The sequence below is a fragment of the Candidatus Methylacidiphilales bacterium genome, assembly GCA_025056655.1.
In the GTDB taxonomy this organism is placed as follows: Bacteria; Verrucomicrobiota; Verrucomicrobiia; order Methylacidiphilales; family JANWVL01; genus JANWVL01.
Window position 1 is genome coordinate 37,345 of sequence record JANWVL010000055.1, and the last position, 26,265, is coordinate 63,609.

The following is a 26,265-nucleotide window of genomic DNA, read 5'->3' on the forward strand; positions in this document are numbered from 1 at the left end:
AACTTGTATCCCCTACAATGAGTTTTTTTGAAAACTGGGGATCTTGTCTTTGGGTTTGCGTCGCAGATTGTCGAATTAATTATTTTTTGTTCAGCCGACTCGCGGTGGTCTTTTTGCTGGTTGATTTATGCGTGCCGATGAAAGGAATTGTTGCCAGATCTTTTTGAATCGGTCCACAGCCTGAATCGGCCCGATGAGACGTAAGTAGAGATTGCCAGAGGGCTTCTCCACGATAACGCCAAGTAACTGGTAATTTGGCAGGAGCATGGGAGGCGTCGAAATGATGGGACTGGCCATCTTGAGGGTGCCGAGCAGTTGAATGGAGTGCGCTTTTAGTCCTGCTACACTTGAGATTGGAGGGATTTGTTGGGAAGGAGCCGGGGCGAGAGGAGAAATCACTAGCTCTTGCCAAGCTTTGAGATTTAAGCCTACATCTTCGGGACGCGATGGGCCGAAGTAGTAGATAATGAGTTCAAGTGGATTAGAGTCTGAGGGACGGGCTATTGTGGGCGGTGTCAAAAGCGCTGTTTGAGCTTTGAGGGGGCTTCGCTTCGGTGGGGGCTCTGGAAGTTGAGGAATGAGCCAGTGCGCGAGGATGCGGTTTGAGGTGGTAGGGATTGTTTGCCAATTTTTATGGGGATAAAAAATAAGTTCTTGGACTGGGAACGCTACTGTCTGAGCGATTAAGGCTTTGGATCCCGAAGAGAAAAGAGTAAAGACTGCTAGAAATAAAGCTTTGATCAGGTTCATTTAGAGTTTTCGTGCATGGATGGGACTATTTTCCTGAGTTTTGCAAGATGGGAAAGTGCAAAAACGTCTACTGATTTTGCTTTAGTGTTTAAGGGAAGGCGCTAAATGCGGGAGTTTATGTTAAGGACACACGATTGTGGCGAGTTGCGAGCAACGCACATTGGTCAGAGGGCAACTTTATGTGGTTGGGTGCATTCACGTCGGGACCATGGTGGTGTGATTTTTGTGGATCTGAGGGATAGGGAAGGTATCACGCAGGTTGTATTCAATCCGGAGCGAAATGCTGATGTAGCTGCACTGGCTCATACACTGAGGGATGAGTTTGTGATTCAGGTTGAGGGTGAAGTCGTGCCACGGTTGAAGGGAACGGAAAATAGTAAGCTAGCTACTGGTGCGATCGAGTTGCTGGCGGATCGCTTAGTTATCCTGAATCCGTCAGCTATTCCACCATTTCCAATTCACGAAAAAATTGAGAATGAAGATTTGCGAATGCGTTACCGCTATCTGGATCTACGTCGAGCTGAGATGGCGCGTAATTTGAGGCTTCGGAGCAGAGTTGCGACGGCGATTCGGCTTTATATGGAGGAGCAAAAATTCATCGAAGTGGAGACTCCTACGTTATTTAAGTCCACACCGGAGGGGGCACGCGAGTTTTTGGTTCCAAGCCGGATGAATCCTGGAAAGTTCTATGCGTTGCCTCAATCTCCGCAGCAATTTAAGCAGATATTGATGGTGGCGGGGGTGGAACGTTACTACCAACTTGCTCGCTGTTATCGTGATGAAGATTTGCGTGCGGATCGGCAGCCTGAATTTACGCAGGTGGATATTGAGATGTCCTTCGTAGATCGAGAGGATATTTATGCACTGATCGAGGGTTTGCTAGCTCGGGTGTGGAAGGTGGCTTTAGGAAAAGAGATCGTGACTCCATTTCCTAGAATTTCTTTCCGAGAAGCTATGGATCGCTATGGCACGGATAAGCCGGATACACGGCTAAATCTAGAGATAGTGGATTTGACAGATGTTTTTCGTAGCACAGGTTTCAAGATTTTTCAGTTAGCGATTGAAGGTGGCGGAGTTGTAAAGGCGCTAAATGCGAAAGGTTTGGCGGATGTAACCACGGGTGAGATAGAGAAAATGACAGATTACGCTAAAGGCTTTGGTGCTAAAGGTCTGGCTTTTATCAAGGTTGAAGGAGGTGAATGGAAATCGCCAATTGTGAAATTCTTCTCGCAGGCCGAAAAGAGCGCGTTGCAAGAGAAACTCAAGATTGAGGAAGGCGATTTAATATTGTTTGCAGCGGATGCATGGCAGAACGCTTGCGAGATACTTGGGCGAATTCGGCTTTACACTACGGAACTTTATAAAGCGCGAGGTAAGGAGATGTTTGCCTCAGATCAGTTCAATTTTCTCTGGGTTGTTGATTTTCCATTGCTCAGCTTTGATAGGGAGCAGAACCGTTGGTATTCCAGCCATCATCCATTTACAGCACCTCTGCCGGAGGACATTCCGCTTCTTAAAACAAACCCTCGCGAGGTGAGGGGGCTACATTATGATATCGTTCTTAATGGCGTAGAGCTAGGAGGCGGCTCCATACGTATTCATCAACCTGAGGTGCAGAAGACTATATTTGAGGAAATTTTGCGGCTTCCTTCTGAAGTTGTTGAAGCGCGTTTTGGGTATATGCTGGAGGCTTTTCGTTATGGCTGCCCACCGCATGGAGGGATAGCTTTGGGCTTTGATCGGCTGATTGCAATATTGTGTGGGGCGCATTCAATACGTGATGTGATTGCTTTTCCGAAGAATAATCGCGGGGTAGACTTGATGACAGATTCTCCCTCGACTGTAGAAGCGCGCCAATTGAGGGAGCTAGGAGTTCAGCTCAGAACGTGATGAGTGGAAAGAAGGTTTAACGTTTGGCGCGTTTTTTCTTGATTGGTTTATCGGGCTTAGTGACTTTGGTTGAGGCAGCGATAGCTTCTGGGATTATTTCATATTCGATTTTTCCTTCGGCGACCTCTTTAAGAGCGATTTCCATGAGTGTCCATTTGGGATTGACTTGGACGAGGGGGCGGAAGCCGGCGCCGAGTTGGCGGACGCGTTTGGATATAACGTTGACGAGTATTTCGGGACTGTTGATTTTATTCAAAGCTTCTTGGACTAGTTGGCTGATTGAAGTCATAAAGCTCGCTTTATAGCAAGGGGCTTTTTGTCTGGCAAGTTATTATAATTCCAATTGTCCGCATAGAAAATTGGCTTATTTTGCATTGGCGACAAGATGGCTGAGCGACGGATTCATTTGTTGAGTGAAGTTACCGCAAATCAAATAGCTGCTGGTGAAGTTGTAGAGCGGCCAGCTTCTGCACTGAAAGAGCTTATTGAAAATTCTCTAGACGCTGGGGCGAACCAAATTGATGTGCGGATTCGCGGAGGTGGGAAAAGTTCAATCGAAGTGATCGATAATGGTTGCGGGATGGGGAAAGAAGATGCGTTGCTGTGCTTGGAGCGGCATGCTACCAGTAAAATTCGGACTGCTGAGGATTTATATGCGATCGGGAGTTACGGCTTTCGGGGTGAAGCCTTACCGAGCATTGCATCGGTCAGTCGTTTCATTCTGCAAACGCGTGTGTCTGAGGAGCCGATCGGGCACGAAGTGTTCGTCGAAGGGGGAAGAATAAGAAGCGTCAAAGAGGTGGGGATGCCTGTTGGCACTAGGGTAGAGGTGCGTCATCTATTTTTTAATACACCGGCAAGGCAGAAGTTTCTGCGCTCACGTGAAACGGAGTCGGCTCACATTGAACGTGTCTTATTATACTTTGGCTTGGCGCATCCAGAGGTTGGCTTTTCGATTCAGCATGATGAGGGAAATGTAAAACGGTGGCTAGCGGGGCAGACGCTTGAGCAAAGATTGCGCACGATTTTTGGGGAGACATGGTTGCAGCAAGTTATTTCTGTAAGCAAAAAAAACGAGGTTTTTGAGTTGACTGGATATATAGGAAGGCCGGGTGTGAGTCGTCCTGATCGGCACGAGGAAATTCTCTTTGTAAATCGCAGGGTGGTAGAAAATCGCGCATTTCATTTTGGGATCATGGAAGGCTACCAGAATGCGCTGATGAAGGGGCAATATCCGGTTGCGATTTTGAATTTAACGACTCATCCGAGCCAATACGATGTAAATATCCATCCAGCTAAAAAAGAGATCCGCTTTCGTGATGAATTGGCGGTGAGGCGGTTTGTCGTAGAGGCAATACGTGATGCTTTATCGCAATTTGTTTCTCAAACGAAAGGTGGCAGCGGCGTAATCGAAGTAGGGCTTGCTCATGATAAAAGCGCTGATTTCGCTATCAAAGGGAATCAACTTGGTGCTGCTAATCCAACTGGAGCTGCTCATCGGGAGCATTCAGTTCCTCTAAAGCTTGCTGTGCCGATTGAATGTTTTGAGAGCAAAAAAGAGAAAACTGAAGGGAATATCTTAGCTTCGGAGGGATGGAGTCAGAGTCCTGTAATCCAGCACTGTGGCACTTCGAAAGAAATCGAGGGGATGAGGATTCTAGGAGTGGTCGCCCGTTTGTATATTGTGGCTGAGAACAGTAGGGGTCTTGTCTTGATCGATCAGCACGCAGCTCACGAGCGGGTCTTATTCGAAAAGTTGATGAGTGAATACGAAAAAAAAGCTGTGAATGTCCAGAGTTTGCTTTTTCCGATTACGTTACAGGTGACGCCGCTTGAGCAGGAGTTCATCCGTGTGCAACGAGAAGGGCTGCATGCTGTAGGATTGATGATTCACGAATTTGGCTCTGGGGTCTTCATGGTAGATGGGCTTCCAGCCGTTATTTGTGCACCGGCGACAGAGGCCTGGGTGAGGGAAGTCCTACATGATTTGCAAAATGAAGGGGGGGAGACACGTCGTCAACGTAAGTTGAGTGAAGAGGTGATCGTGCGTGTAGCCTGTCGTCGAGCGGTGAAAGCGAATGACCTTTTGAATGAAGAGGCGTGTGAAAAGCTTCTTCGGGATTTGCTAGCCTGTAATTTGCCGTATTGTTGTCCGCATGGGCGACCGACGATGATTCAAATAAGCCTGAATGAGCTTGAGAGGAAGTTTGGTCGTGCGGTATAAGGGCGTTTTTGCTGGCGTGTGTCAATTATGAAAAAAACAATTTCAATATTCCTTTGGGCGATAGTGGTAGCGTTCGTGTTGTCTTTTTTTTTACCCTGGATGAAGTTTGATTTCGAAGAGGTAATGCCGGCATATGAGAGGCAAGCTTTCAGAAAAAGGATTAATGAAGAGGAGCAGAGGGGTTGGGTGGAAAGATGGATTGGGATTCGTGAGGAAGAGAAGGAAAAAGCTTTTGAGAATCCGTTTCTAGGTTATAACGCACTCTCACTGATCAACTTGCTAAGGGATAAACCCATTGGCTCTGAATTGCGTTTGGCAATTTTAAGGCCACATTTTCCATTCAAGGAGGATGAAGATAAGGCGCTATTTATACTCTCATTACCGATTGTAGGTATTTTTGCTGTTTTGATTCAGTTTATAATTTCGGCCAAAAAGATTTTATTGCCATTCCCCTTTTTTGCGTGTCTGGTGCAATACACGGTAGTGCGGTGGCATCTGAACGAACATTATGCCGATCGAGTGATCAACGATGTGCATATTGGAATAGGGCTTTGGATCACTTTGTATGCGCTACTCGCGGTGTGTATGATTTTGTTTTTCAAAATCACAAAGGAGGTTTTCAAAACAGGAGGGGAATAGTTTCATTTATGATTAAGGCAACGGTATTCATTCCTTGCTTTGTTGACCTTTTTTATCCTGAGGTGGGAGTGCGAACGGTGCAAATTTTAGAACGTCTAGGTCATCAGGTTGATTTCAGAGAAGAGGCAGTTTGTTGCGGGCAGCCTCCTTTTAATTCAGGATTGCATGAGGAAGCGCGTAAAATAGCAACCAGAACTCTAAGGGCTCTTGAGCGATCATCGGTGATCATAGTGCCTTCAGCCTCATGTGCTGCTATGTTAAAAATATTCATGCCTCGTCTTTTTGAGGGGTATCCGGAATATGATTTAGCCGTGGAGATAAGGGATAATGTTTATGAAATTTCCGATTATCTTGTTAATCATCTAGGAGTTGTTGATTTAGGAGCCAGATTAAAAGGTCGAGCTGTATTTCATGACGGATGCCATGGACTGAGAGAGCTAGGATTGAAGAGACCGCCGCGTGAGTTGCTGCGCAAAGTTAAGGAGCTGGAATTAGTCGAAGCTTCCGACGCTGAGATGTGTTGTGGATTTGGAGGAACCTTTGCCGTAAGATTTCCCGAACTTTCAACCTGCATGGCAGAGGCTAAATGCGCCACTGCTCGTGACTTAGAAGTGGATTTTATTATCTCATGTGATTCGAGTTGTCTGATGCATTTGCAATCTTCACTGAGATATCATCGAAGCTCCATTACAACTTTACACCTTGTAGAGGTATTAGCTTCTAGATGAAATCCATTCACCGGAAATTTATAAAGTTGTCTCGAAGATTGATTCAGGACAACAACCGACGTCAACGCATCCGTAATGCCCTGAAAGGGTATGAGGCCAAGCGAGGCAGCACAATCGAGCGGTTCCAAAACTGGGAAGCTGCACGCCAGGTTGCTGCTCAAATCAAATGGGAAGCTATAAATCATCTGGATGAATTCCTCCCTCAGTTTGTCGATAATGCGACAAAAAATGGAATGAAAATTCATTGGGCAGACAATTCTTACCAGGCTCAATCTATCATTCTAGATATCGCTCAGAAAAACCAAGCTAAGACGGTTGTTAAATCCAAGAGCATGACGACGGAGGAGATCTCTCTCAATTCCGCACTTAAGAAGAAGAACTACACAGTGATTGAAACCGATCTAGGCGAATTGATTGTCCAACTTAAAAATGAACCTCCTTATCATCTGGTGTTTCCTTCAATGCACCTCTCCAAAGAGGAGATAGGCGAGATTTTTGCAATGCACTTCGATGTAGGACTTACCCATGATCCGGAAACTCTTACGCAAATTGCTAGAGAACAACTCAGGCTAAAATTTCTTCAGGCAGATATTGGCATCACAGGAGTAAATTTTGCTGTCGCAGAGACGGGGGCGATTTGCATAACTGAAAATGAAGGTAATGCACGCCTTGTTGCCACGTGTCCGCGTATCCATATTGCTGTTATGGGGATCGAAAAAATCATTCCCCGCATGCAGGATTTAGCTTTGTTTTTGCCGATGTTAGCGACATCAGGATCAGGGCAGCATCTTACTGCCTACAATTCTCTCTATTTCGGCCCTAGAAAGACGCATGAACAAGATGGCCCTGAGGAATTACATCTTATTATTTTGGATAATCAACGCACAACATTGTTAGCGCGCCCACATCAGCGTGAGCTGCTTCATTGCATACGCTGTGGAGCCTGCTTGAACATATGCCCCGTTTTTCAAAATGCTGGCGGGCATGCTTATGCAGCACCTTATCAGGGGCCGATAGGTTCCGTTATCATGCCTTATCTAAGAGGGATCCATTCATGGAAACATCTAGCTAAAGCAAGCACACTCTGTGGTGCTTGCACAGAGATATGTCCGGTGAAAATCAATCTTCATCACCACTTACTCGACCTGCGAGAGCAAGCCTATCGTCTTAAAAGAAATTTATTAGAGAACAGTTTATTTAAGCTTTACACCTTATATGCACTTAATCAAAGCCGCTTTCGCCCGATTTTGCGGTTATTCTATTATCTTCAAAATCTTCATAAATTTATCGCTGGGAAACCGTTCGATCCATTTCGTAGATGGTGCTTACGAAGAGAGCTTCCGCGTCTACGTCGGCATAGCTTTCGTAGCTTTTGGAGGCGTCAGCGGAAAAACTTACCGCGTCTTATGCTAAAATAAATTGAAATGTCCACAAATTTAGCGACCTCTTCTTTCGATCGGTTCTACAAGCGAATAAAAGAGGCACTTCGTCTTGCAGCGCCATTTCCTGGCACTCATCAGCCTACAGCGGTAGTCACCTCGCGTGATCTAGAAGGTTCTATTCGAAACTGGCTTCCACCGGCGCCCGAATCCACGGATGCAGCGCTCAAGCTATTGTCCAAACGCCTTTCTGAAATCAAAGCTGAGCTTTATCGCTGCGAAGGGCTAGTCTCGCTGGTCAACGGAATTAAAGATCTGGCTTTGCAAGAAAATTGGGTCCGCGTAGCCCTGCATAAAGGCCCTTGGATGGAATCCTGTGCGGAAGTATTTCCAGAAGCACTCTGGGCAGATGAGGCCTACAACCTTACGGACCTTGAACAATGCGACGTAGCCATCACACACTGCGATGCTATTATTGCCCAAACCGGCACAGTTTTAATCAGCACAGCCATTACCTCCTCACGCGCCCTCAGTGCACTTCCTCCTACGCATATTGTATTAGCTACAGAGAAACAAATTGTAGCGGACCTTCCCGCTGCATTCGACCTGATTGCCGAAAAATATGGTTCAGCCTATCCCTCCGCCTTCACTCTGATTACAGGACCAAGTCGGACTGCTGATATCGAACGGACGCTGGTCCTCGGAGCCCATGGTCCGAGGCGATTGATCATAATAATCATTGATTAGAGATGCGATACTTCTAATTGTATTGAGCGTATGAAATTTCATCTTACCGCGCCGCTTCTGCTTGTAGCCCTGGTCTTATATGGCTGTAAATCGGCAGAACAAAAGAAGCGCGAGGAAATTAACCAAAGATTATTCCCCAAAATCAATCAGCTCATAGATGAAAAGAACTATACAACTGCAATTGAAACCCTGAGACAAGCCTTTGCTGAGGACGTCCTCAACCCCCAGATTTATCCAGTTCTATTTCGACTCTTAGCCACAATAGAAAAAGTAGACTTTATCGCCGGAGCTATACGAGATGTCAGCAATTTTCTCATACAGAAAAATAAGCTGCCTCCTGATGCAACACCCGAGTATCCTCCACTCATAGAAGCAATCGAAAAGAACCTTAACCAACTCGACCCTCAACAACGAATTGCAATTATTCGTGGCTTGGCACTCTATCCTGCTCCTTGGACGTTCGAATTGATCAAAGCAAAGATTAAAGATCCTGTGCGAGACGTGCGACAAGCCGCTGTAACAGCCCTAGCTGCTAATCCAACTGATGCCGTGCTCCCAATTCTGAAAGAAGCTACAAAAGATGAATGGTGGTTCGTTCGTGCAGAGGCCGTTTCAGGCCTGGGGCGTTATCGTGATGAATCAACACCTCGGTCTTTCAAGCAAAAACTTGAAGTCATCGATCATCTTTTCGCAATGCTACACGATGTTGATAGCACCGTCCGTTATGCGGCAGAAAACGGACTCCTCACCCTCACAACAGAAAAGACAAAATCTCATTTCGATGCTGTATTTAGACAAGGGGATGAAATAAAAAAACGAGTCGCTGCCATATGTCTGGCTTCATTTCAAAAACCAGAAGTTACTGCCTTCCTAATCTCGACGCTTCCTAAAGTCCAAGACAAAGATACCCAAGCAAGGATTATACGAGCACTTGGACTATCTCGAGACTCGCAGGCATTGCCCCTCTTAAGAAGTCTGCTTAACCAAACCGATAGAGATGTTCGAGGCGAGGCAATTGTAGCTTTGGGATTGCAAGCAGATCAGCAATCGCTTGGACGACTTCAAATGATCGCTAGGGATAATAATGAACCTTTAGAAATTCGCCGAGCTGCCCAAATGGCAGTAGGCCAAATCACCCAAGCTCTGATACAAGAACAAAGGCAACGCCAGACGTCTCCCTCTTCCTCACCCTAATCACCCATCGTTCAATGACATCCGACCCCTCAAGTCAGCCCCTTCAAGATTCCGTTCACCATATACCTTTCAAAAAAGTGGTCTTTACTGGCCTAATACGCGACCGCCATGGCCGTAAAATGTCAAAATCACTGGGCAATTCACCAGATCCGCTTTCGCTTATTGAGCAATACGGAGCAGATGGCCTACGATTCGGTCTCATTCGAATCGCCCCACAAGGACAGGATATTCGATACGACGAGAAGCAAATCGAAGAAGGCCGGAACTTCTGCAATAAACTCTGGAATGCAGCCCGATTTCGTGCTCTCCAAGGCCCGATCGCTAAGGATGCCGATCCATATCAAGACTTAGACGCACTCACACCGTTTTCTAAATGGATATTGTCTCGACTTGAAAAGACGCGTGCTTCCGTAGATCAAGCTCTCGATGCTTTTGATTTCAGCGCTGCTGCGCAGACCCTCTATGATTTTGTCTGGAACGACTTTTGCGCACGCTATATCGAAGTCGCAAAAGCAGAGTTCCAATCCCCTCACTCAGCAAGCCGCCACTCCACCCTTCAGACGTGCGATTATGTATTATCTCGGATTCTTCGTTTGTTGCATCCGTTTTCTCCTTTTGTTACTGAAGAGCTTTGGCGACTGCTGGCACTCGGATCAGGAAGCATACAGTTTGCCTCATGGCCGGAAGTTGACCGTCAAGCCCCTATTCACGATGATCATGCACTTGTCCAGGCTGTGTTTTCTACCGTAGACGCTGCTCGCGTGTTAAGAGCTGAACTCAATATCCCTTCATCACAGAAAGTGCCTTACCGCTTATTATCTTATAAAAATATATCAAACGAGACTCTCTCAATCCTCTCGACTTTAATTCATGCTTCTTCATTAGCGCTTACTGAAAATGCGTTGGCCCAAACTCCCGTCACACTTACTCCGCTTGGTGAACTCTATTTACTCACTGACGGATTAATAGACGTGCCCAAAGAAATACAAAGGCTGACCAAAGAAATCGAAAAAGTCCAAAACGACATTGCGCTAACTCAGCAGAAACTCTCTGACCCACTAATTCTGTCTAAAGCTCCTCCCGATAAAGTTGATGCATGGCGAGAGACGGCGAATGAACTAAGAAGCAAACTAAACCGCCTCCAGCAAATTCTTCACGCACTGTCCTCTCACACCTGATTGTGAACCCAAAAGCATCCAATCCGTAGGGTCATTATGATTTCCTCAGAACCTCAACAATCTCTCCCAGCTCACAAAAGCTCTTCACATATTCGCCGTCGCGCTCATCTTGTTCGCTGGCTTCACAAAAAAGGGCTTTCACGCCGCAAACTTCGCCGTCACTGGCTTTTTAAGATGATCGGTTCGAGAATTTTTCACTCCGATCTTTGGCGATTGCGATCGGATAATATCGCTCGAGGCTGGCTAATCGGCTGTATGAGCGGTTCCACACCATTTCTCGGACTCCAAATCATTATGGCAGTGCCTTTTAATATCTTATTTCGAGCCCACTTGCCCACGACTATCCTAATTATCCTTACCACTAATCCAGTAACAGCGCCAATATATTACACCTTTGCTTTTTTGGTCGGCTGCAAAATTCTTGATATTCCAGCTAAAGAATTCAGAGATATTGAGACACTCATTCGAGAAGGTTGGCAACCGCTACTCGTCGGCTGTCTATCCATTGGGCTTGTGGTAGGTGTTCTCGGATATGTAATCATTCGATATTTCGGACATCACTTGGCTCAGAAAATGCAACGTCTCCTTCACCACCACAGCTAGTTTATTATGGCTCACCGACTGTCCAGTCACCTTCTAAATCTACATCTGGCACTCGCGAAAAGGCGATCCTCATGGGAGCTGCATCTCGAGCTAAAATGGCCCCTCCCCACAAAATTTTGCCGCGGCCGTAATGCCGATTTAATGCATCTACGACTTCACACAACCGCTCTCTTTTTCGGTCGGCTTCAAATAAAGGCTCCGTAGCTACATTCTCGGCTTCAAGATCAGTAAAGATCACCCCTACGCTTAAAAAGCAGGGCTTAGAATTAAATGAGTCGATCTTTTTATTTTCTAAAATTTCACGCCGCAACTCTCTCCACACTTCATCATATGCAGCAAGAAGGCGCATAGTATCTTGCGTGCCGCCCACTCCCATTTCAATGCAGCATCGCGTCCGATCTGTCCATCGGATCCATACTACAAGACGTCCACATGTTAAACGTTGATGGCGCAAACGCATCGCTGCCTTTTGCAAGAGACGGTGTCCGACCGCGTAAGCACCATCAAAATGTCGAGCAGCGGGCGGAAGGACGTGCGAGTGACCTATCGTCCGTGTGCGTCTGCGCTGGCGTTGAATAGGCTCACCCCTTAGCATTTCATAAAACCGCTCGCCTTCGATGCCACCCCATATTTTTCTAAGCTTTTGGCGACTTGCATTATAAAGTTCTTCAATGGTCTTGATACCCGCACTTGCCAGGCGTGCTTCCATTCGTTTCCCGATTCCGCACAGATCACTCAGAGAAAGATGTAAAATTCGCCTCGGCACATCCTCTCGACGCAGATAGACATAGCCATCCGGCTTTTCCAAATCAGTAGCTACCTTCGCCAAAAAGACGTTCGGTCCTATGCCTACCGAACATTTCAAATAAGCTCCTACGTTTCTAGCTATACTCCCTTTAATTTTCATGCATAAGGATCGCCCTTCTTCTTCATCCCTGGCTTTTACATAGCCCCACATTTCGTCTATAGAGGAAATCTCCTCAATGTGGATACATTGCTCCACCACTTCAACGATACGTTCATGCACACGGACATAAATCTCAGGGCGAGCTAGCACAACCTTCAACTGAGGACAAAGTCGCCTGGCCTCAGCAACAAGCGTCCCAGTTTTGATACCCCACCGTCGGGCTTCGTAGCTGGCTGCAATACAACATGTCGTATCAGCCTCTACAGGCACTACAGCTACGGGCTTGCCGCGCAGCTCTGGACGAAGCTGCTGTTCCACCGAGGCAAAATAGGCATTAAAATCAATCATCAGGACACACATAAGCAGCTTCCACAAAATCCATCTTTCAAAATTAATAATAACCATTCGTTATTTAGAGCAAGCCACTCCGGGAAAACGCTCGCATTTTCAATCCTTCATCACTAGTCTATTACTGTCTCCTCTACTCATGAAAAAATCCAAACAGAAGAGCCTTTCTCGTTCGGCGCCTCCCCAATCCTCTAAAAAAAAGCGCTCCCCCTCATCTTCCTCAGCAGTGATCACTCATGCTGGCATAGCCAAAACATTGGCCGTTCGCACAAGTCCATCGCGTTCTATTACTGCAGTGCCCGTGCAAGATCGCAAACTTTCCTTCGGCAACGCATGGGACTACGCTCCTGCACCCGAGGCGAGCCACTATATCCGATTTGAAGAACGTTATGGCCACTTTATTAATGGGAAATTCGTCCCCCCTCATTCCGGACGTTATTTTCCGACAATAAATCCCGCGACCGAAGAAGTCCTCGCTGAAATTGCAGAGGGCGATCCAGTCGATGTTGATAAAGCCGTTCAGGCAGCTCGCGCTGCGTTCGAAAACGTCTGGAACCCCATGCCTGGCCGCGAACGCGCCAAATATCTCTTCCGCATCGCGCGAATCATCCAAGAAAAATCACGTGAATTAGCTGTAATGGAGTCGATAAATGGCGGCAAAACAATTAAAGAATCCCGCGATGTGGATCTTCCGCTTGTCGCGGCGCATTTCTTCTACTACGCAGGATGGGCAGATAAACTACAATATGCATTCCCTGGGCGCATGCCTCGCCCAATCGGAGTCGCAGGACAAATCATTCCATGGAATTTTCCTCTGCTAATGGCCGCTTGGAAAATCGCTCCCGCTTTGGCCTGTGGAAATACCGTCGTCATCAAGCCAGCTGAGACAACCCCTCTTACCTGCCTCGCCCTTGCCCGCATATTTCAAGAAGCAGAGCTTCCTCCTGGCGTTGTGAATGTTATCACTGGAGCTGGCGCAACGGGAGCCGCTATCGTTCAACACCCCGGTATCGATAAAATCGCTTTCACAGGTTCCACTGAAGTCGGCAAACGCATCGCTGCAGCTCTAGCTGGCACAAACAAAAAACTCACGCTCGAGCTCGGAGGTAAAGCAGCCCACATTATTTTCGAAGATGCTCCGTTGGACCAGGCAGTAGAGGGCATCATTCAAGGCATCTTTTTTAATCAAGGACACGTCTGTTGCGCCGGATCACGGTTACTTGTTCAAGAAAACATCTACCCTAGAGTGATACAGAAATTACAAGATCGCATCCGTACGATTCGCATAGGCCATCCTCTCGATAAAAACACCGATCTGGGAGCAATCAATTCCGCAGCTCAACTTCAAAAAATCCGCGCCCTAGTCCAAAGTGGAATCGAAGAAGGTCTGGAAGTCATTCAGCCCCCATGCCGCCTTCCAGAAAAAGGCTTTTGGTTTCCTCCCACATTACTCTCAGGCGCGACAATGAGTAACCGTGTCGCTAACGAAGAAATTTTCGGACCAGTGCTTACTATCATGACGTTCCGCACCCCCGAAGAAGCGATCGAACGCGCTAATAACATCCCCTACGGCCTCTCGGCTGGCGTCTGGACAGATAAGGGCTCTAAAATTTTCAAAATCGTAAGTAAGCTCCGCGCGGGTGTCGTCTGGGCAAACACCTACAACAAATTCGATCCGACCTCGCCTTTCGGAGGTTACAAAGAATCCGGTTGGGGGCGCGAAGGCGGTCTTCATGGACTTCTGCCCTATCTTAATCTCACGTAACTTACTTTACACTTCTTAGTGAATATGAACAGTCGTCTCCCCGTTCGAAAAACATACAAACTTTACATCAACGGCGCATTTGTCCGCAGTGAAGGAGGGCGCACTCTTCCTGCCACTACTCCTGATGGCACGTTTTTGGATAATTATGCTTATGCAACTCGAAAAGACCTACGAGATGCCGTAAAAGCTTGCGAAATTGCGCAAAACGATTGGGCAAAAAAAACGGCCTATCTACGCAGCCAGATACTTTACCGTGCCGCTGAGATGCTCGAGCAACGCAAACACGAGCTGATCCATGAAGTGGCACGTTCTACATCCGTAGACTCCAGCACCGCTCAAAACGAAGTAGATATATCCATCGATCGCCTTGTTTACTTTGCAGGCTGGGCTGATAAGTATTCTCAACTCTTTGGAAGCGTAAACCCCGTAGCCACTTCTCATTTCAATTTTACAATTCCAGAACCCATGGGGGTGGTAATTATTTTTGCACCTGAACTACCATCGCTTCTGGCTCCTATTTCACTCCTCGCCTCAGTCATTCTCAGTGGTAACGCAGCAATTCTCATTCCGTCGGAAAAATATCCACTACCATCGCTGACCCTTGCCGAAATCTTAGCAACGTGCGATCTACCAAAAGGTGTTGTAAATATTCTCAGCTCGATTCACGCGGATTTAGCGCCTTTTGCTGCTGAGCACATGGGGATCCATGCAATCGTAGACGCATCCGGAAACATTTCACTGCAAAAGGTGCTGCAAAACGGTTCCGCCATTAACTTAAAACGGTATGCTTGCAGAAGGTTGAGTCCCACTGCATGGGCAACAGAGTCTGCCGAGGATCCCTACTGGATTCTAGACACAGTCGAATTCAAAACGGCCTGGCATCCGATTGGTTTATAAACAGGTCTTCTCTTCCTTGCTACTGCCCAGATCCTCTTAAAATCTGAATCGGATCGAGTGCAGCTGCTCGCCGTGCTGGCGCCCAAGCCGCAATAAACACGGCAATCGCCGCTAGACATGCAGCATACAGATAATGTTCTCCACTCCAGTGGACGACGAAATAGTCAGATCGAATCACTCCTCGCAGTTTGATTGGTATACGAGATATGAAGTCAGTAAGCAAAGCTCCTAAAATGCAGCCTGCACTGATCCCGATCGCCGCTATTCCAGCACCTTGCCAGAGAAAGATGCGGGATATATCACGTCGTGTGTAACCCATCGATCGCAAAATCGCAATCTCCTTCAGTTTCTCCATCACAGAAAGTGAAAGCACATTAAAAATACCAAACCCTGAAAGTAAGATAATAGTCGAAACAGTCACAGCAGCTGAAACCCGCAATGCTCGAAAAATCGTCAGATTCCCCTGTTCGCGTTGTTGCCAAGCCCTAGCCCGATGAGAGAGAAGACGTTCTAAGGTAAGTGCTTCTTCTACCGCTTTACTTGGGTCTCTAAGGCGCACAAGAATTAAGGAAGCACTATGCTTAAATTGCAGCACATTTTGGGCAGCACGACGATGAAGGTAAATGCGGCGTTCATCAATTGCATTGATCCCTGTTTGATAATAAGCAGCGACCCTAAACCGGCGCGGACGCATATCCGGCCCATAGAGAAATAAGTTGCTGCCCGGCTGAATCTCGAGTTTCTCAGCTAGTGCGGAACCAATCAAAACTCCTGATGGATCGTTCCGGAAATCATCCAGAGAACCTCGTTGAATTTGAGAAGCAAGATCGGTGGTCTTCAAATGAAGATTAAGATCGATTCCATACACTGAGACCGCCTCGTTTTTAATGCCTGTTCTTAAAATAGCCTTGTCTTCAATCACAGGTGCAGCAGCTACAACATTAGGAAACGTATCCAACACTCGGATGATCCGATATGCATCAATGATGCCAGGAAAATATTTGCGTGATTGGCCCCCGCTGATTTCCACTAAATCCGCTTCGTTTTGCAAACTCTGGGTCAGCCCCTCTCGGAAACGATCGCTAATCACAATGCTTCCAGAAGTCCCTAAACTCGTGTTAATAAAAAATTTTTCGAACCCCTGAGTCTGCGCTTGTGCTGCGATAAAAAAAGCCACACCTAATGTAATTCCCAATCCGCTTAAAATCATAGCTCGGCGATGATCGGTCAAAAAACGAAGACCAATAAAGAGAGTCGGGCTCACATTCCGAAAGGACATATCTTGCAGAGCTTCAATTATACAGAAAATGCGTCAAGCAGGGACTTGATAGCTCGTTTCACAGGACTTAAATCCATTCCATGTCTTTGCAGGAGCTTGAACTCTTAAAATCCAAGATCCCATCTGACCACTGGCGTGTTCGTCTCGCCACATGGGTAGAATCAAATACAATCCAGCACATCATCGTCGCTATTATCTTTTTTAATGCCCTTATTTTGGCTTTAGAAACGGACTCCGGAATTATGTCGCAATATGGATTTTTCCTCTCTGTGTTAGATAAAAGCTGTTTGGCTATCTTTTGCCTTGAAATTTTCATCAAGCTCATCGCCTATCGTCGTTACTTTTGGGTTAGCGGTTGGAATATTTTTGATTTTTTAGTCGTTGGAATCGCTCTTCTGCCTGCTGCTGGGACCTGGAGTGTCTTGCGTGCCTTGCGAGTGCTACGGGTCTTGCGTTTGCTCACTATTGTTCCATCGATGCGGCGAGTTGTAGCAGCTTTCATTCACTCAATTCCTGGGCTTGCGAGCGTGATCGCAGTGATGTGCGTCTTTTATTTCACGGGTGCTGTCCTAGCGACAAAACTCTTTGGTCAGACCCATCCACAGTGGTTTGGCAACATTGGTGCTAGTTTATATTCATTGTTCCAAATTATGACTTTGGAAAGTTGGTCTATGGGGATCGTTAGACCACTAATGGAGAAACATCCTTGGGCTTGGGCTTTCTTTGTGCCCTTCATCATCGTGGCCACATTTACCATATTGAACTTATTTATCGGCATTATCGTTTCCACGATGCAAGAGCTTTCACAAAAAGAATCTGAGAACAAGATTTTGCTTCCCCGCGCCCAAGGGAATTGTGAGAGAGAATTCTCAGATACAATAAAAAATATCGAAAGAGAACTGGAACGCCTCCGTTTGTTGATCAGCGGATTAAACTCTAATCAAGCCTCGGATTCTAAAGATGAAAATCATCTCAATTGAAACGATGCGGCGCCTAGAACAAGAAGCGATTCGTGCGGGGATAACAGAAAAAAACCTTATCCATTCGGCTTCGCAAGGCATAGCCAAAATTCTTATGCGCTACTTCCCGATTGCAGAGTATTCTAATCACACCTTTTACTTTTTCTGCGGGGGAGGCAATAATGGTAATGACGGCCGCGAAACAGCTAAAATTCTAAGCGAAAAAGGCTATAAAATACACGTTATCAATGCGAATGAGGGAGCACAGGATTTCGAAATACTTGCCCCCTGCGTGCTGGTGGATGCCATACTCGGAATCGGTGCACGACCTGGACTGGCAGGAAATTATTTAAAACATATCCAAAAATTCTTCCTTGCATCCAAGTATCCAATAGTGGCGATTGATGTGCCAACCGGGATCACTGGCGACGAAGCTCACGTTGATCCTTTTGCAATCAAAGCAGACATCACGATTAGCTGTGGTTTCCCCAAACTTACGCTTTTTCACGACTCGGTTATTAATCACGTTGGTCGCATTGAAGTAGCTCCACTGCCCTTTCCTCAAAGCTCAACAGATTGGCTAGAGCCTTTTCCAGAGTGGATTGATGCCTCTTGGGTTGCTGAGCGACTCATTGAGCGAAGTCGTGATACCCATAAATATAAATGCGGGCATGTCCATCTTTTTGCTGGAAACGTCGGCACTATAGGAGCAGCTGAGCTCATGTGCCAAGGTGCATTAGCGAGTGGTGTAGGGCTAGTCACTCTATGGGTGCGTCCTGAAATCTATTCTATTCTAGCAACTCGTCTCCCACCTGAAATTATGGTGCGGCCGTTACAATCTCTCTCCGATTGCATATCGACAGTAGAAGAACGAGCAGATTCCTTCGGTATTGGACCTGGGTTGGGCATAGACAATTGGAGTGAGTCGATTGTTCAACATCTTCTCGACCTCTCCATTCCGTCTCTTTTTGATGCAGATGCTCTGACCATCATTGGTCATAAAAAGTGGTTATCCCATCTAAGTCCTCAATCAATCGTCACTCCTCATATGGGGGAGATAAAAAGCCTTTTGAATTTCACTGACTTATCACGCATTGAAATGGCAACAGCCTTTTGTGATAGCTCTCGAGCGGTTTTATTGCTCAAGGGGCCGCACACTTTGGTTAAGCAAAAAGATGACCCGATCTCGATTTCCTACAACTCAACTGGAAACCAAGGATTGGCGAAGGCTGGCACAGGGGACGTCTTAGCCGGTGTATGCAGTGGATTGCTTGCACAGGGTTACCCGACTAATGCCGCAGCCCGTATTGCAGCTTATATTCACGGTGCAGCAGCGGATACATTATCCAATCTTCATGGTATAATTGGATGGACAGCATCAGATTTAGCCCGTCAAATCGCAAGGGAGTGGAGACAGCTTCAGTTCAAGAAAATATACTAGAGGCAAAGGGACTGAAACACATCGGACTCAAATTCTACACCTTTGCTCTATTTCGCCTCTCGTGTTCCAGTAAAAGTTTCTTACGCCACGGCTTCCATCGGTAATTAAACTTGGAAAGTGAAGCACTTACCACGCGGTGACACGGTATGATCAAAGCAAGCAAATTCGAACTACATGCCTGCCCTACTGCTCGCGCGGCCGGTTTTCCGGATACTTTATTGCTTACCTCACCATAAGAACAAGTTTCTCCCCAGCTAATTTCAGCAATCGCCTGCCATGTTTTTATTTGAAAATCTGTGCCACATAGGCCGACTTTGATTGAAGAGCAATAGTTCTCCCAGCTTATTTTATCAGAAAAAGCATGGATCAGCTTTAGTGTCTCCTTATTGCGTGTATCAGCTTTGTCCTCAATCTTGAAACGTGACAAACAAGAACGGCACTCGTTTTCTGTATCGAAAAAATGAACTCCTACCAGCACATCGTCAATCCAGACTGTTGACACATTACCAAAGGAACTTTCTTGCCATCCCCAAGAATAACATCCGCTATCTTCAGGATACTCAACTAATGAGATAAAAGAGTGATACAGCATCCCTAAACTTTCAGCTTAGAGGCCTCCTGAAGTAATTTTTCTGACAAGGCTTGAGCCTCCTCGTGAAGACCACCTAGCATACGAGAGACTTCATGCAGACGTTCCTTTTTATCGAGAAGACGCAAGCGAGCATAGGTGCGTTCATTTTTCACCTCCTTTTCAACCACGTAGTGACAATGTCCATGTGCTGCCACCTGCGGAAGATGTGTGATGCAAATCACCTGACGTCGCTCGCCTAAAGCACGAAGCTTTGATCCCACTTTATTGGCCGTGCTCCCACCGACGTTGGCATCGACTTCATCAAACACCAAAACTGGCACTTCATCAACCTCTGCTAAAGTGGTCTTGATAGCCAACATCACACGCGCCATCTCTCCACTTGAAGCGATCATACGCAACGGTCTGAGCGGTTCTCCTGGATTGGGAGCAAACATAAACTCAATTTGGTCAAATCCATTTGCCTCAAGGGACTCTTTGCGTGAAAGATTGACTTGGAATACAGCTTGCAGAAACCCTAAATCTCTCAACTCTCCCTGCACTTTCTCGGCCAAATTCGTAGCCGCTAATTTACGTTTCCTGTGCATCTCCTCAGCAAGTTCCAATGCTTTTTTGTGGTATTGCTCTGCCTCTTTTTTTAAAGCCTCCACTCTTGCTTCGTGGCTGCTTAAGTCATGTATTTCTTGTTCGTATTTCTCAGCAAGATTATTTAATTCATGAATTGGAACACCGTATTTACGCTTCAAACGCTGAAACAAATCCATCCTTGCTTCTAAGCGGTCGATATAGGCAGCGTCCATTTGTGGGTCTTCTAATCGAGCCACTATGAGTTCGGCTAATTCTCTCACATACTCTATGGCTTGATGATTTTTCTCTAGCAGTGTGGCCGCTGTAGGATCGAGTGATTCCCATTGTTTAAGGATTTTTTCTGTGCGCGCTAAAAGCTGGCTTACGCTTTCTTCGCTCTCATCCAAAAGACGATAAAGAGCTTGAGCATATTCAGTGAGCTGCTTTGAGTTAATTGCTATGCGATAGTCTTCTTCTAATTTTGTCTCTTCTCCCTCTTGAATTTTGGCAGATCGAATTTCTTGAACCTGCTCTTTCAGAGTCTCTAATCGCAGCGCGATTGTTTCTGGAGACAACTGGCCTTCGTTTAAGCTTCGTTCAGCATTTTTCCATATTTGAAAATACTGTTTATATGCACCTTTTAGCTCATTTAATTTTGCGAAGGCATCGAGCAGATCAAGCTGTGTAGCTTGAATTAAGAGAGATTGATGCTCGTGCGGGCCGTGAATATCTACTAATTTATCACCAATTTTTTTTAATAGTTGAAGTGGCGCAGCATTACCGTTCACATATTGGCGATTTGCCCCAGTGGTGCTTAGAATGCGCTTAAGAATCAAAAGATTTTCCGAATCTTGCTCAATTCCAGATTCCTCAAGCCAAATATTGATTTGTTTTCTGAGCAGTGGATTTTCTATCTGAAATTCAGCCTCGACCGTGCAACTCTCTTCCCCGGTGCGGATCAAAGATTTATCGGCGCGCTCACCTAACAAAAGCTGTAACGCTTCGATTAAAATAGATTTTCCGGCGCCTGTTTCTCCCGTCAAGATATTCAGGCCTTTACCTAATTCCCATCGGATTGAATCCACAAGCGCTAGATTTTTTATTTGCAATGAGCGCAACATAACTGCCGTCAGCTAAACCAACCTCGCATTGTTTATCGCTTTTTTTCTCAATCGTCTATAAGCTTTGCCTTTACAATGGCTATGCAAAGCCGTTTTTGTTTGCAGCGTCCTTTTCCCACTGAAGCCATCATGATGGCAACCGTCCTTGGCACAGGCACATCTCAAGGTGTGCCAGTGATTGGCTGTCGCTGCTCAGTCTGCTGCTCTAATGATCGTAGAGATCAACGGAGTCGCTGTTCCCTTTTTCTACGCACTCCCGATGCGCATATCCTTATCGATACTACTCCTGAACTTAGAATCCAAGCCTTACGAGAGGGGATTAACCGTGTTGATCATGTTCTCATTACTCATAGTCATGCGGATCATATAATGGGCTTTGATGATCTACGACGTTTTTGTGAAATTCAATCACAAGCTTTGCCGATCTATGCCTCGGCAGCGACGCTACAGACACTCGAGCGTATCTTCCCTTATGCTTTTGATCCTCACAATACAGTGAGCACCTACGTTCACGCTACTCCACATCCTTTTACTGGCTCTTTCCAGATTGATAATTTAACCATCCATCCCTTACAAGTGCCTCACGGCAACGTCGAGACTCACGGATTTCTTTTTATTCACGATGGGCGTTCCCTTCTAGCCTACTTTCCGGATTGCAAGGAAATGCCCGAACCGTATTATGAAATTCTCAACCGAGTGGACACTTTAATCCTTGACGGCCTGCGTGACGAACCTCACCCTACGCATCTTTCTATTCCTGAAGCTCTTCAAGTCATAGAACGCATAGCTCCGCGAAGGGCATTTCTCACCCATCTCACCCATCAAAAAAGCCACGTCGATCGTCTTAAACAGTTGCCTAACGGCGTAGCGCCTGCCTACGATGGTTTACAACTCACATGGTTTTCATGAGAGAACTGCTGATGCCCAACTTTAGCTTTTTAGCTCTTGTGTATGTGATTCTACTCTTTGCCATAAATTTTACCCTTCTTGGAAAGGAACTTTCCCCAGCACCTCTTAGAAATCATCTATTAGTTGTTTACAACCGAGATTTTCTCGGCAGTGAAGCCCTAGCTCGATTTTATGCCCGCAGCCGAAAAATTCCCAACGAGCGACTGCTTGGCATTCAAGCGCCCCTAACAGAAACCATCACTCGCGAAGAGTTCACACAGACAATCCTACGGCCGATCGAAAACTATCTGATCGAAAAAGGGTGGCTCCAGCGTTCCGTAGAAATGCAGCCCCTCGGAATGCTCACTCCATCACTTCTCAATACTCATAAAAACGATATTCGCGCTATTTTACTCATCCGAGGAATTCCTCTCCGAATCGCAGAGGACCCTAACTTGGTTGAGCCTTATGAGGGACCAGACAATCTCAAGCATAATGGTGCGAGTGTGGATTCGGAGCTAGCCATGCTTCCGACGGGCAGTTGGAGAACTTATGGCCCAATTAGGAATCCTTATTTTAACGAAGGCACCACTCCACGTTCCTCGCGTCCGTTTTCTCGAAGTGATGCATTAGGGATGGTTCTTGTCACACGCTTGGATGGGCCTTCAAATGAAATCGTTCGCCGCCGCATCCAAGAGACTCTGGATGTAGAGAAGCAAGGCTTGCGCGGAAACGCTTTCATTGATGCCCGCGGGATGACCGCTGAGAGCGGAGGTTATTTACTAGGAGATGAATGGTTGAGAAACTCGATCCGTTTTCTTAAAGCTGCCGGTTTCAACGTCACGATTGATGATACGCCTGAACTTTTTCCAGATGAGATGAAATGGCCTTCCACAGCGATTTATGCAGGTTGGTATACCGACAATGCGAAGGGGCCAATGATGAATCCTGGCGTTCTTGCTGCGGGCTCGATCGCTTATCATATCCACTCATACAGTGCACAAACTCTGCATAGCTCGACTCAAAATTGGTGCGGGCCTTTGATTCATGCTGGCGCAGCAGTAACGATCGGTGCAGTGGATGAACCATATCTGCATTTGATGCCACATTGGGATTTGTTTATTGCACGACTTCTCGAAGGTCTCACGGTGGCTGAGGCCGCCTATCGCTCGATGCCCGCCCTTTCATGGAAAGTCGTGATCGTTGCGGACCCGCTTTATCGTCCGTTTGCGCAAATCAATGTGGGCAAACTACCCGATCCTATTCGGATCCTTTCCAAGCAGAAAGTAATAGCCTCTCCAGCTCCTTCTCGTGAGCCTTCACGGCCTCCACAAGTGTCCCCGATGCCTGAACAGCCTAAAAATGAGGAATTGCCGCTCGATCCAGTATTGAAGCCTTTCAAACCTGTCATTAGTAAACCTGCAATCGAATAGCAGCATGTTAATCGACACGCATGCACACTTGGACTATCCCGATTACGAAAGGGATCTTCCTCAAGTTATCGAGCGGGCTCTCTCTGCTGGCGTGACACGTATTTTAACAATAGGCACTAATCTTCAATCCTGCCACCGAGCGATCGAGCTTGCGAGAGCTTATCCGCAGGTCGTTTTTCCTGTCATCGGGATTCATCCTCATCATGCTGATGAATGGGATGGGAGCACCGAAAAAACACTCAGGCAGATCATTGAGTCGCATCCAGTGGCTGCCATAGGCGAGACGGGATTGGACTATCATCGTTTGCCAAGTCAAAAAATATCTGATCCTTCTGCGGCACATGATACAGACCAAGCTTACAAGCAAAGACAGCAGGATGTTTTTCGCGCCCAACTCGAACTAGCCGTGGCATATGGGTTAAATGTTGTCGTCCATCAACGCGATGCTTGGGAAGATACGCTCCGAATATTGCATCCTTATACAGGGCGTCTTCGCGGAGTGTTTCATTGTTTCGGGGGCACGCTAGAACAGGCCATGGATTTGCTGCGCCTCGGGCACATAGTCTCCTTCACTGGCATCGTGACTTTCAAAAACGCACAGCAGGTTCAAAACACGGCAGCACAGGTTCCTCTTGACTCGTTTATGGTTGAAACAGATTGTCCTTATCTAGCTCCGACGCCTTTTCGGGGGAAGCGATGTGAGCCTGCCCATACGCGAGTCATTGCTGAAACGGTCGCGATGTTGCGCTCGGTCTCGTTGCAATCTATAGCTGAGCAGACGACTGCGACGGCAGAAAAGTTTTTTAGATTGGGTTAAAAGACCTGCTCGTGTTCAAGAAACCCTGAAAGATGGCGCAGTCTAGTGGGGTGTCGCATTTTTCGTAGCGCTTTGGCTTCGATCTGGCGGATGCGTTCACGTGTGACGCGGAACTGGCGACCGACCTCCTCAAGCGTGCGTGAATAGCCATCTTTTAGGCCGAACCGTTGCTCAATCACCTCGCGCTCTCGTGGAGTCAAGGTTTCAAGAACTTGGGCTATTTTTTCTTTGAGTAGGGAATGTGCAGCCATTTCTGCAGGATTTTCGGCTGATTTATCCTCGATGAAATCTCCGAAGGTGGTGTCGTCGCTATCTCCGACTTGGGCCTGGAGGGAGATGGGTTGTTGAGCCATTTTGAGGATGGCGCGGACTCGCTCGACGGGCATTTGGATTTCGTCCGCAATCTCCTCCGGTGTGGCTTCACGCCCGAGCTCTTGGATAAGTTGTTTTTGGACACGCATCAATTTATTGATTGTTTCAATCATGTGAACGGGTATGCGGATGGTGCGTGCCTGATCTGCGATAGAGCGGGTGATAGCTTGGCGTATCCACCAGGTGGCGTAGGTGGAGAATTTGTAGCCGCGGCGGTATTCGAATTTTTCGACAGCTTTCATCAGGCCCATGTTGCCTTCTTGGATGAGATCGAGGAAGGAGAGGCCACGATTGGTGTATTTTTTTGCAATGGAGATAACTAGGCGCAAGTTGGCTTCGACCATTTCTGTTTTGGCTTCCATTGCTGCTCGTAGTTGTTTGCGGAGTTCTAGGTATTGGTTGCAAAATTCGTCGACACGCATTCGGGCCTGTATTTCAAATTCAGCAAGGTTGTTTTGGTATTCGCTTAATCGAGCTTGTGCATCCTTGGATAGGTTTTTCTGTTTGGATAATTTTTGAATTTGAGAGAGGTATTCTTGAGCCCGTTGATAGTGTATTTGATTGCCGAAGGCAAAGTCTTCGATGACTTTTTGTTTGTAGTAAAATTTGGCGAAGAGTTTTTCGATCTTGGCTTGATTGCGGTCAAATTCCTTTTGTAAACGTTGCCGTGTGGCATCTTGTTTACATTCTTTTATTCGGACGTAGAGATCGGTGAGCTTTTCGTCGTAGGTTTCTACTTTTTTGATGAGTTGTTTGAGACTCTTTTCGTATTTTTCGCGGCCTTCGATTTTTTTATCTTGGATGACGCGATCAAAGCGCTCGCGTTGCTGGAGTAGTTTGTAGGCTAGAGATATGTATTCACGGGCAGTAAATCCGAATCGATGAAGAATCTTCATCACAGCCTGTTCAGCATTCTCAATTCGCTTTGAGATTTCGACTTCTTGCTCGCGTGTGAGGAGTGGCACTTGCCCCATTTGTTTCAGATACATCCTCACGGGATCATCGAGGATATCGAGCTTAGCTTCTTTTTCGGCTACAGCGTTGGCTTCTTCCTCTTGAGCAGCAGCTTGTTTGTATCGGTCGACTTCGGAGCTGTCTATGACAGCGATATCCATGCTGCTCAAGAGGGCTAGGATCATTTCAATAACTTCTGGGTTTGCCTCGTTTTCGGGTAGGGCTTCATTGATGTCGTCAAATGTCAGATAGGTCTGTTCCTTGGCGAGTTTGAGGAGTGAGCGGATGCGTTCTTGGTATTGCGGGAGTTCGTTGAGTTTGGAGTAAATTTTGTGCGTGTCTCCGGACTCGATGATTTTATCTAAGTCTTTGATTTTTTTATCGGGTGAAGCGGTGGAGGGATCTTGCTGGGTGGTGTTGGCTTTGCGACGCCCACGACGATACGGCAAACTCTCCGTGTCTTTGGTCGAGGGAGTGGTTAGCTTTTGAGTGTTTTCGGGCTTATCGTGTGAGGATTTTTTTCTTGAGGAGCTTGTGGATGCGGTATCTCGGATCTTTTTGTTAGTGCTTTTTTTAGAAATGGGCATATTCGCTAG

22 protein-coding genes and 2 pseudogenes are annotated in these 26,265 nt (G+C 46.6%); 16 read left to right on the forward strand and 8 right to left on the reverse strand.

Annotated features, from left to right (window positions below):
• Window positions 1-90: 90 nt before the first annotated feature.
• Window positions 91-750, reverse strand: a complete 660-nt coding sequence (locus NZM04_02840; GenBank protein ID MCS7062979.1) for a hypothetical protein — start codon at window positions 748-750, stop codon at window positions 91-93.
• A 117-nt stretch (window positions 751-867) separates the two neighbouring features.
• Here NZM04_02840 and aspS point away from each other — a divergent pair, with 117 nt between their 5' ends.
• Window positions 868-2,640 carry an aspartate--tRNA ligase gene (gene aspS / locus NZM04_02845; protein ID MCS7062980.1) on the forward strand — a complete coding sequence of 591 codons (1,773 nt, stop codon included), beginning with the start codon at window positions 868-870 and terminating at the stop codon, window positions 2,638-2,640.
• Window positions 2,641-2,656: 16 nt separating this feature from the next.
• Here the strand turns inward: aspS and NZM04_02850 are convergent, their stop codons facing one another.
• Window positions 2,657-2,929 (reverse strand): DNA-directed RNA polymerase subunit omega, encoded by a 273-nt coding sequence (locus tag NZM04_02850; GenBank protein MCS7062981.1) that lies wholly within the window; start codon window positions 2,927-2,929, stop codon window positions 2,657-2,659.
• A gap of 96 nt (window positions 2,930-3,025) precedes the next feature.
• On the opposite strand from NZM04_02850, the gene mutL reads away from it, so the two are divergent.
• From mutL to NZM04_02890, 8 genes are read left to right on the forward strand one after another with little or no spacing between them, the layout of a single operon-like run.
• Window positions 3,026-4,864 carry a DNA mismatch repair endonuclease MutL gene (gene mutL, locus NZM04_02855; protein ID MCS7062982.1) on the forward strand — a complete coding sequence of 613 codons (1,839 nt, stop codon included), beginning with the start codon at window positions 3,026-3,028 and terminating at the stop codon, window positions 4,862-4,864.
• 27 nt (window positions 4,865-4,891) lie between these two features.
• The gene (locus tag NZM04_02860) at window positions 4,892-5,503 is read left to right on the forward strand and encodes a hypothetical protein (protein ID MCS7062983.1); all 612 of its coding nucleotides are present in this window, start codon (window positions 4,892-4,894) and stop codon (window positions 5,501-5,503) included.
• A gap of 8 nt (window positions 5,504-5,511) precedes the next feature.
• On the forward strand, window positions 5,512-6,231 hold the full coding sequence (locus NZM04_02865) for a (Fe-S)-binding protein (GenBank protein ID MCS7062984.1): 720 nt from the start codon (window positions 5,512-5,514) through the stop codon (window positions 6,229-6,231).
• Window positions 6,228-7,649: a LutB/LldF family L-lactate oxidation iron-sulfur protein gene (locus NZM04_02870; protein ID MCS7062985.1), complete on the forward strand. Its 1,422-nt coding sequence runs from the start codon at window positions 6,228-6,230 to the stop codon at window positions 7,647-7,649. The genes NZM04_02865 and NZM04_02870 overlap by 4 nt, the downstream gene beginning before the upstream one ends.
• Before the next feature lie 6 nt (window positions 7,650-7,655).
• Window positions 7,656-8,357 (forward strand): lactate utilization protein, encoded by a 702-nt coding sequence (locus tag NZM04_02875; GenBank protein MCS7062986.1) that lies wholly within the window; start codon window positions 7,656-7,658, stop codon window positions 8,355-8,357.
• A 30-nt stretch (window positions 8,358-8,387) separates the two neighbouring features.
• Window positions 8,388-9,551 (forward strand): HEAT repeat domain-containing protein, encoded by a 1,164-nt coding sequence (locus tag NZM04_02880; GenBank protein ID MCS7062987.1) that lies wholly within the window; start codon window positions 8,388-8,390, stop codon window positions 9,549-9,551.
• A gap of 14 nt (window positions 9,552-9,565) precedes the next feature.
• On the forward strand, window positions 9,566-10,729 hold the full coding sequence (locus NZM04_02885; protein MCS7062988.1) for a class I tRNA ligase family protein: 1,164 nt from the start codon (window positions 9,566-9,568) through the stop codon (window positions 10,727-10,729).
• Between the two features lie 36 nt (window positions 10,730-10,765).
• The gene (locus NZM04_02890) at window positions 10,766-11,332 is read left to right on the forward strand and encodes a DUF2062 domain-containing protein (protein MCS7062989.1); all 567 of its coding nucleotides are present in this window, start codon (window positions 10,766-10,768) and stop codon (window positions 11,330-11,332) included.
• Between the two features lie 4 nt (window positions 11,333-11,336).
• Here NZM04_02890 and NZM04_02895 read toward each other — a convergent pair whose 3' ends face one another.
• A complete protein-coding gene (locus NZM04_02895; protein ID MCS7062990.1) occupies window positions 11,337-12,599 on the reverse strand; it encodes a hypothetical protein in 1,263 nt (420 codons plus the stop codon).
• Window positions 12,600-12,726: 127 nt separating this feature from the next.
• Between NZM04_02895 and NZM04_02900 the strand changes: the two genes are divergently transcribed.
• Complete coding sequence (locus tag NZM04_02900; GenBank protein ID MCS7062991.1) at window positions 12,727-14,352, forward strand: aldehyde dehydrogenase family protein; 1,626 nt, start codon at window positions 12,727-12,729, stop codon at window positions 14,350-14,352.
• 24 nt (window positions 14,353-14,376) lie between these two features.
• On the forward strand, window positions 14,377-15,249 hold the full coding sequence (locus tag NZM04_02905) for an aldehyde dehydrogenase family protein (GenBank protein MCS7062992.1): 873 nt from the start codon (window positions 14,377-14,379) through the stop codon (window positions 15,247-15,249).
• A gap of 19 nt (window positions 15,250-15,268) precedes the next feature.
• Here the strand turns inward: NZM04_02905 and NZM04_02910 are convergent, their stop codons facing one another.
• Window positions 15,269-16,459, reverse strand: a complete 1,191-nt coding sequence (locus NZM04_02910; GenBank protein MCS7062993.1) for an ABC transporter permease — start codon at window positions 16,457-16,459, stop codon at window positions 15,269-15,271.
• Window positions 16,460-16,608: 149 nt separating this feature from the next.
• Here NZM04_02910 and NZM04_02915 point away from each other — a divergent pair, with 149 nt between their 5' ends.
• Together NZM04_02915 and NZM04_02920 are read left to right on the forward strand one after the other, a co-directional pair.
• The gene (locus NZM04_02915) at window positions 16,609-17,508 is read left to right on the forward strand and encodes an ion transporter (protein ID MCS7062994.1); all 900 of its coding nucleotides are present in this window, start codon (window positions 16,609-16,611) and stop codon (window positions 17,506-17,508) included.
• Window positions 17,489-18,928, forward strand: a complete 1,440-nt coding sequence (locus tag NZM04_02920; GenBank protein ID MCS7062995.1) for an NAD(P)H-hydrate dehydratase — start codon at window positions 17,489-17,491, stop codon at window positions 18,926-18,928. Before NZM04_02915 ends, NZM04_02920 begins: the two co-directional genes overlap by 20 nt.
• A gap of 34 nt (window positions 18,929-18,962) precedes the next feature.
• Here the strand turns inward: NZM04_02920 and NZM04_02925 are convergent, their stop codons facing one another.
• The gene (locus tag NZM04_02925) at window positions 18,963-19,520 is read right to left on the reverse strand and encodes a methylated-DNA--[protein]-cysteine S-methyltransferase (GenBank protein ID MCS7062996.1); all 558 of its coding nucleotides are present in this window, start codon (window positions 19,518-19,520) and stop codon (window positions 18,963-18,965) included.
• Between the two features lie 2 nt (window positions 19,521-19,522).
• Window positions 19,523-21,205, reverse strand: a complete 1,683-nt coding sequence (gene recN / locus NZM04_02930; GenBank protein ID MCS7062997.1) for a DNA repair protein RecN — start codon at window positions 21,203-21,205, stop codon at window positions 19,523-19,525.
• Window positions 21,206-21,304: 99 nt separating this feature from the next.
• Here recN and NZM04_02935 point away from each other — a divergent pair, with 99 nt between their 5' ends.
• From NZM04_02935 to NZM04_02945, 3 genes are read left to right on the forward strand one after another with little or no spacing between them, the layout of a single operon-like run.
• On the forward strand, window positions 21,305-22,114 hold the full coding sequence (locus NZM04_02935; protein ID MCS7062998.1) for an MBL fold metallo-hydrolase: 810 nt from the start codon (window positions 21,305-21,307) through the stop codon (window positions 22,112-22,114).
• Window positions 22,111-23,526, forward strand: a complete 1,416-nt coding sequence (locus NZM04_02940; GenBank protein MCS7062999.1) for a TIGR03790 family protein — start codon at window positions 22,111-22,113, stop codon at window positions 23,524-23,526. The genes NZM04_02935 and NZM04_02940 overlap by 4 nt, the downstream gene beginning before the upstream one ends.
• Before the next feature lie 4 nt (window positions 23,527-23,530).
• Window positions 23,531-24,343, forward strand: a complete 813-nt coding sequence (locus NZM04_02945) for a TatD family hydrolase (protein MCS7063000.1) — start codon at window positions 23,531-23,533, stop codon at window positions 24,341-24,343.
• Here the strand turns inward: NZM04_02945 and rpoD are convergent.
• Window positions 24,340-25,074: pseudogene (gene rpoD / locus NZM04_02950) on the reverse strand (RNA polymerase sigma factor RpoD). The gene NZM04_02945 and the pseudogene rpoD overlap by 4 nt on opposite strands.
• 555 nt (window positions 25,075-25,629) lie before the next feature.
• Window positions 25,630-26,256 (reverse strand): annotated as a pseudogene (locus NZM04_02955) (RNA polymerase subunit sigma).
• Window positions 26,257-26,265: the final 9 nt, after the last annotated feature.

Coding starts and splice junctions, on each gene's coding strand:
- NZM04_02905 (MCS7062992.1), top strand. CDS start 14,377: ATGAACAGTCGTCTCCCCGTTCGAAAAACATACAAACTTTACATCAAC.
- NZM04_02945 (MCS7063000.1), top strand. CDS start 23,531: ATGTTAATCGACACGCATGCACACTTGGACTATCCCGATTACGAAAGG.
- NZM04_02840 (MCS7062979.1), bottom strand. CDS start 750: ATGAACCTGATCAAAGCTTTATTTCTAGCAGTCTTTACTCTTTTCTCT.
- NZM04_02925 (MCS7062996.1), bottom strand. CDS start 19,520: ATGCTGTATCACTCTTTTATCTCATTAGTTGAGTATCCTGAAGATAGC.
- NZM04_02895 (MCS7062990.1), bottom strand. CDS start 12,599: ATGTGTGTCCTGATGATTGATTTTAATGCCTATTTTGCCTCGGTGGAA.
- NZM04_02920 (MCS7062995.1), top strand. CDS start 17,489: ATGAAAATCATCTCAATTGAAACGATGCGGCGCCTAGAACAAGAAGCG.
- recN (MCS7062997.1), bottom strand. CDS start 21,205: ATGTTGCGCTCATTGCAAATAAAAAATCTAGCGCTTGTGGATTCAATC.
- NZM04_02910 (MCS7062993.1), bottom strand. CDS start 16,459: ATGATTTTAAGCGGATTGGGAATTACATTAGGTGTGGCTTTTTTTATC.
- NZM04_02885 (MCS7062988.1), top strand. CDS start 9,566: ATGACATCCGACCCCTCAAGTCAGCCCCTTCAAGATTCCGTTCACCAT.
- mutL (MCS7062982.1), top strand. CDS start 3,026: ATGGCTGAGCGACGGATTCATTTGTTGAGTGAAGTTACCGCAAATCAA.
- NZM04_02880 (MCS7062987.1), top strand. CDS start 8,388: ATGAAATTTCATCTTACCGCGCCGCTTCTGCTTGTAGCCCTGGTCTTA.
- NZM04_02915 (MCS7062994.1), top strand. CDS start 16,609: ATGTCTTTGCAGGAGCTTGAACTCTTAAAATCCAAGATCCCATCTGAC.
- aspS (MCS7062980.1), top strand. CDS start 868: ATGTTAAGGACACACGATTGTGGCGAGTTGCGAGCAACGCACATTGGT.
- NZM04_02850 (MCS7062981.1), bottom strand. CDS start 2,929: ATGACTTCAATCAGCCAACTAGTCCAAGAAGCTTTGAATAAAATCAAC.
- NZM04_02860 (MCS7062983.1), top strand. CDS start 4,892: ATGAAAAAAACAATTTCAATATTCCTTTGGGCGATAGTGGTAGCGTTC.
- NZM04_02900 (MCS7062991.1), top strand. CDS start 12,727: ATGAAAAAATCCAAACAGAAGAGCCTTTCTCGTTCGGCGCCTCCCCAA.
- NZM04_02875 (MCS7062986.1), top strand. CDS start 7,656: ATGTCCACAAATTTAGCGACCTCTTCTTTCGATCGGTTCTACAAGCGA.
- NZM04_02940 (MCS7062999.1), top strand. CDS start 22,111: ATGAGAGAACTGCTGATGCCCAACTTTAGCTTTTTAGCTCTTGTGTAT.
- NZM04_02870 (MCS7062985.1), top strand. CDS start 6,228: ATGAAATCCATTCACCGGAAATTTATAAAGTTGTCTCGAAGATTGATT.
- NZM04_02890 (MCS7062989.1), top strand. CDS start 10,766: ATGATTTCCTCAGAACCTCAACAATCTCTCCCAGCTCACAAAAGCTCT.
- NZM04_02865 (MCS7062984.1), top strand. CDS start 5,512: ATGATTAAGGCAACGGTATTCATTCCTTGCTTTGTTGACCTTTTTTAT.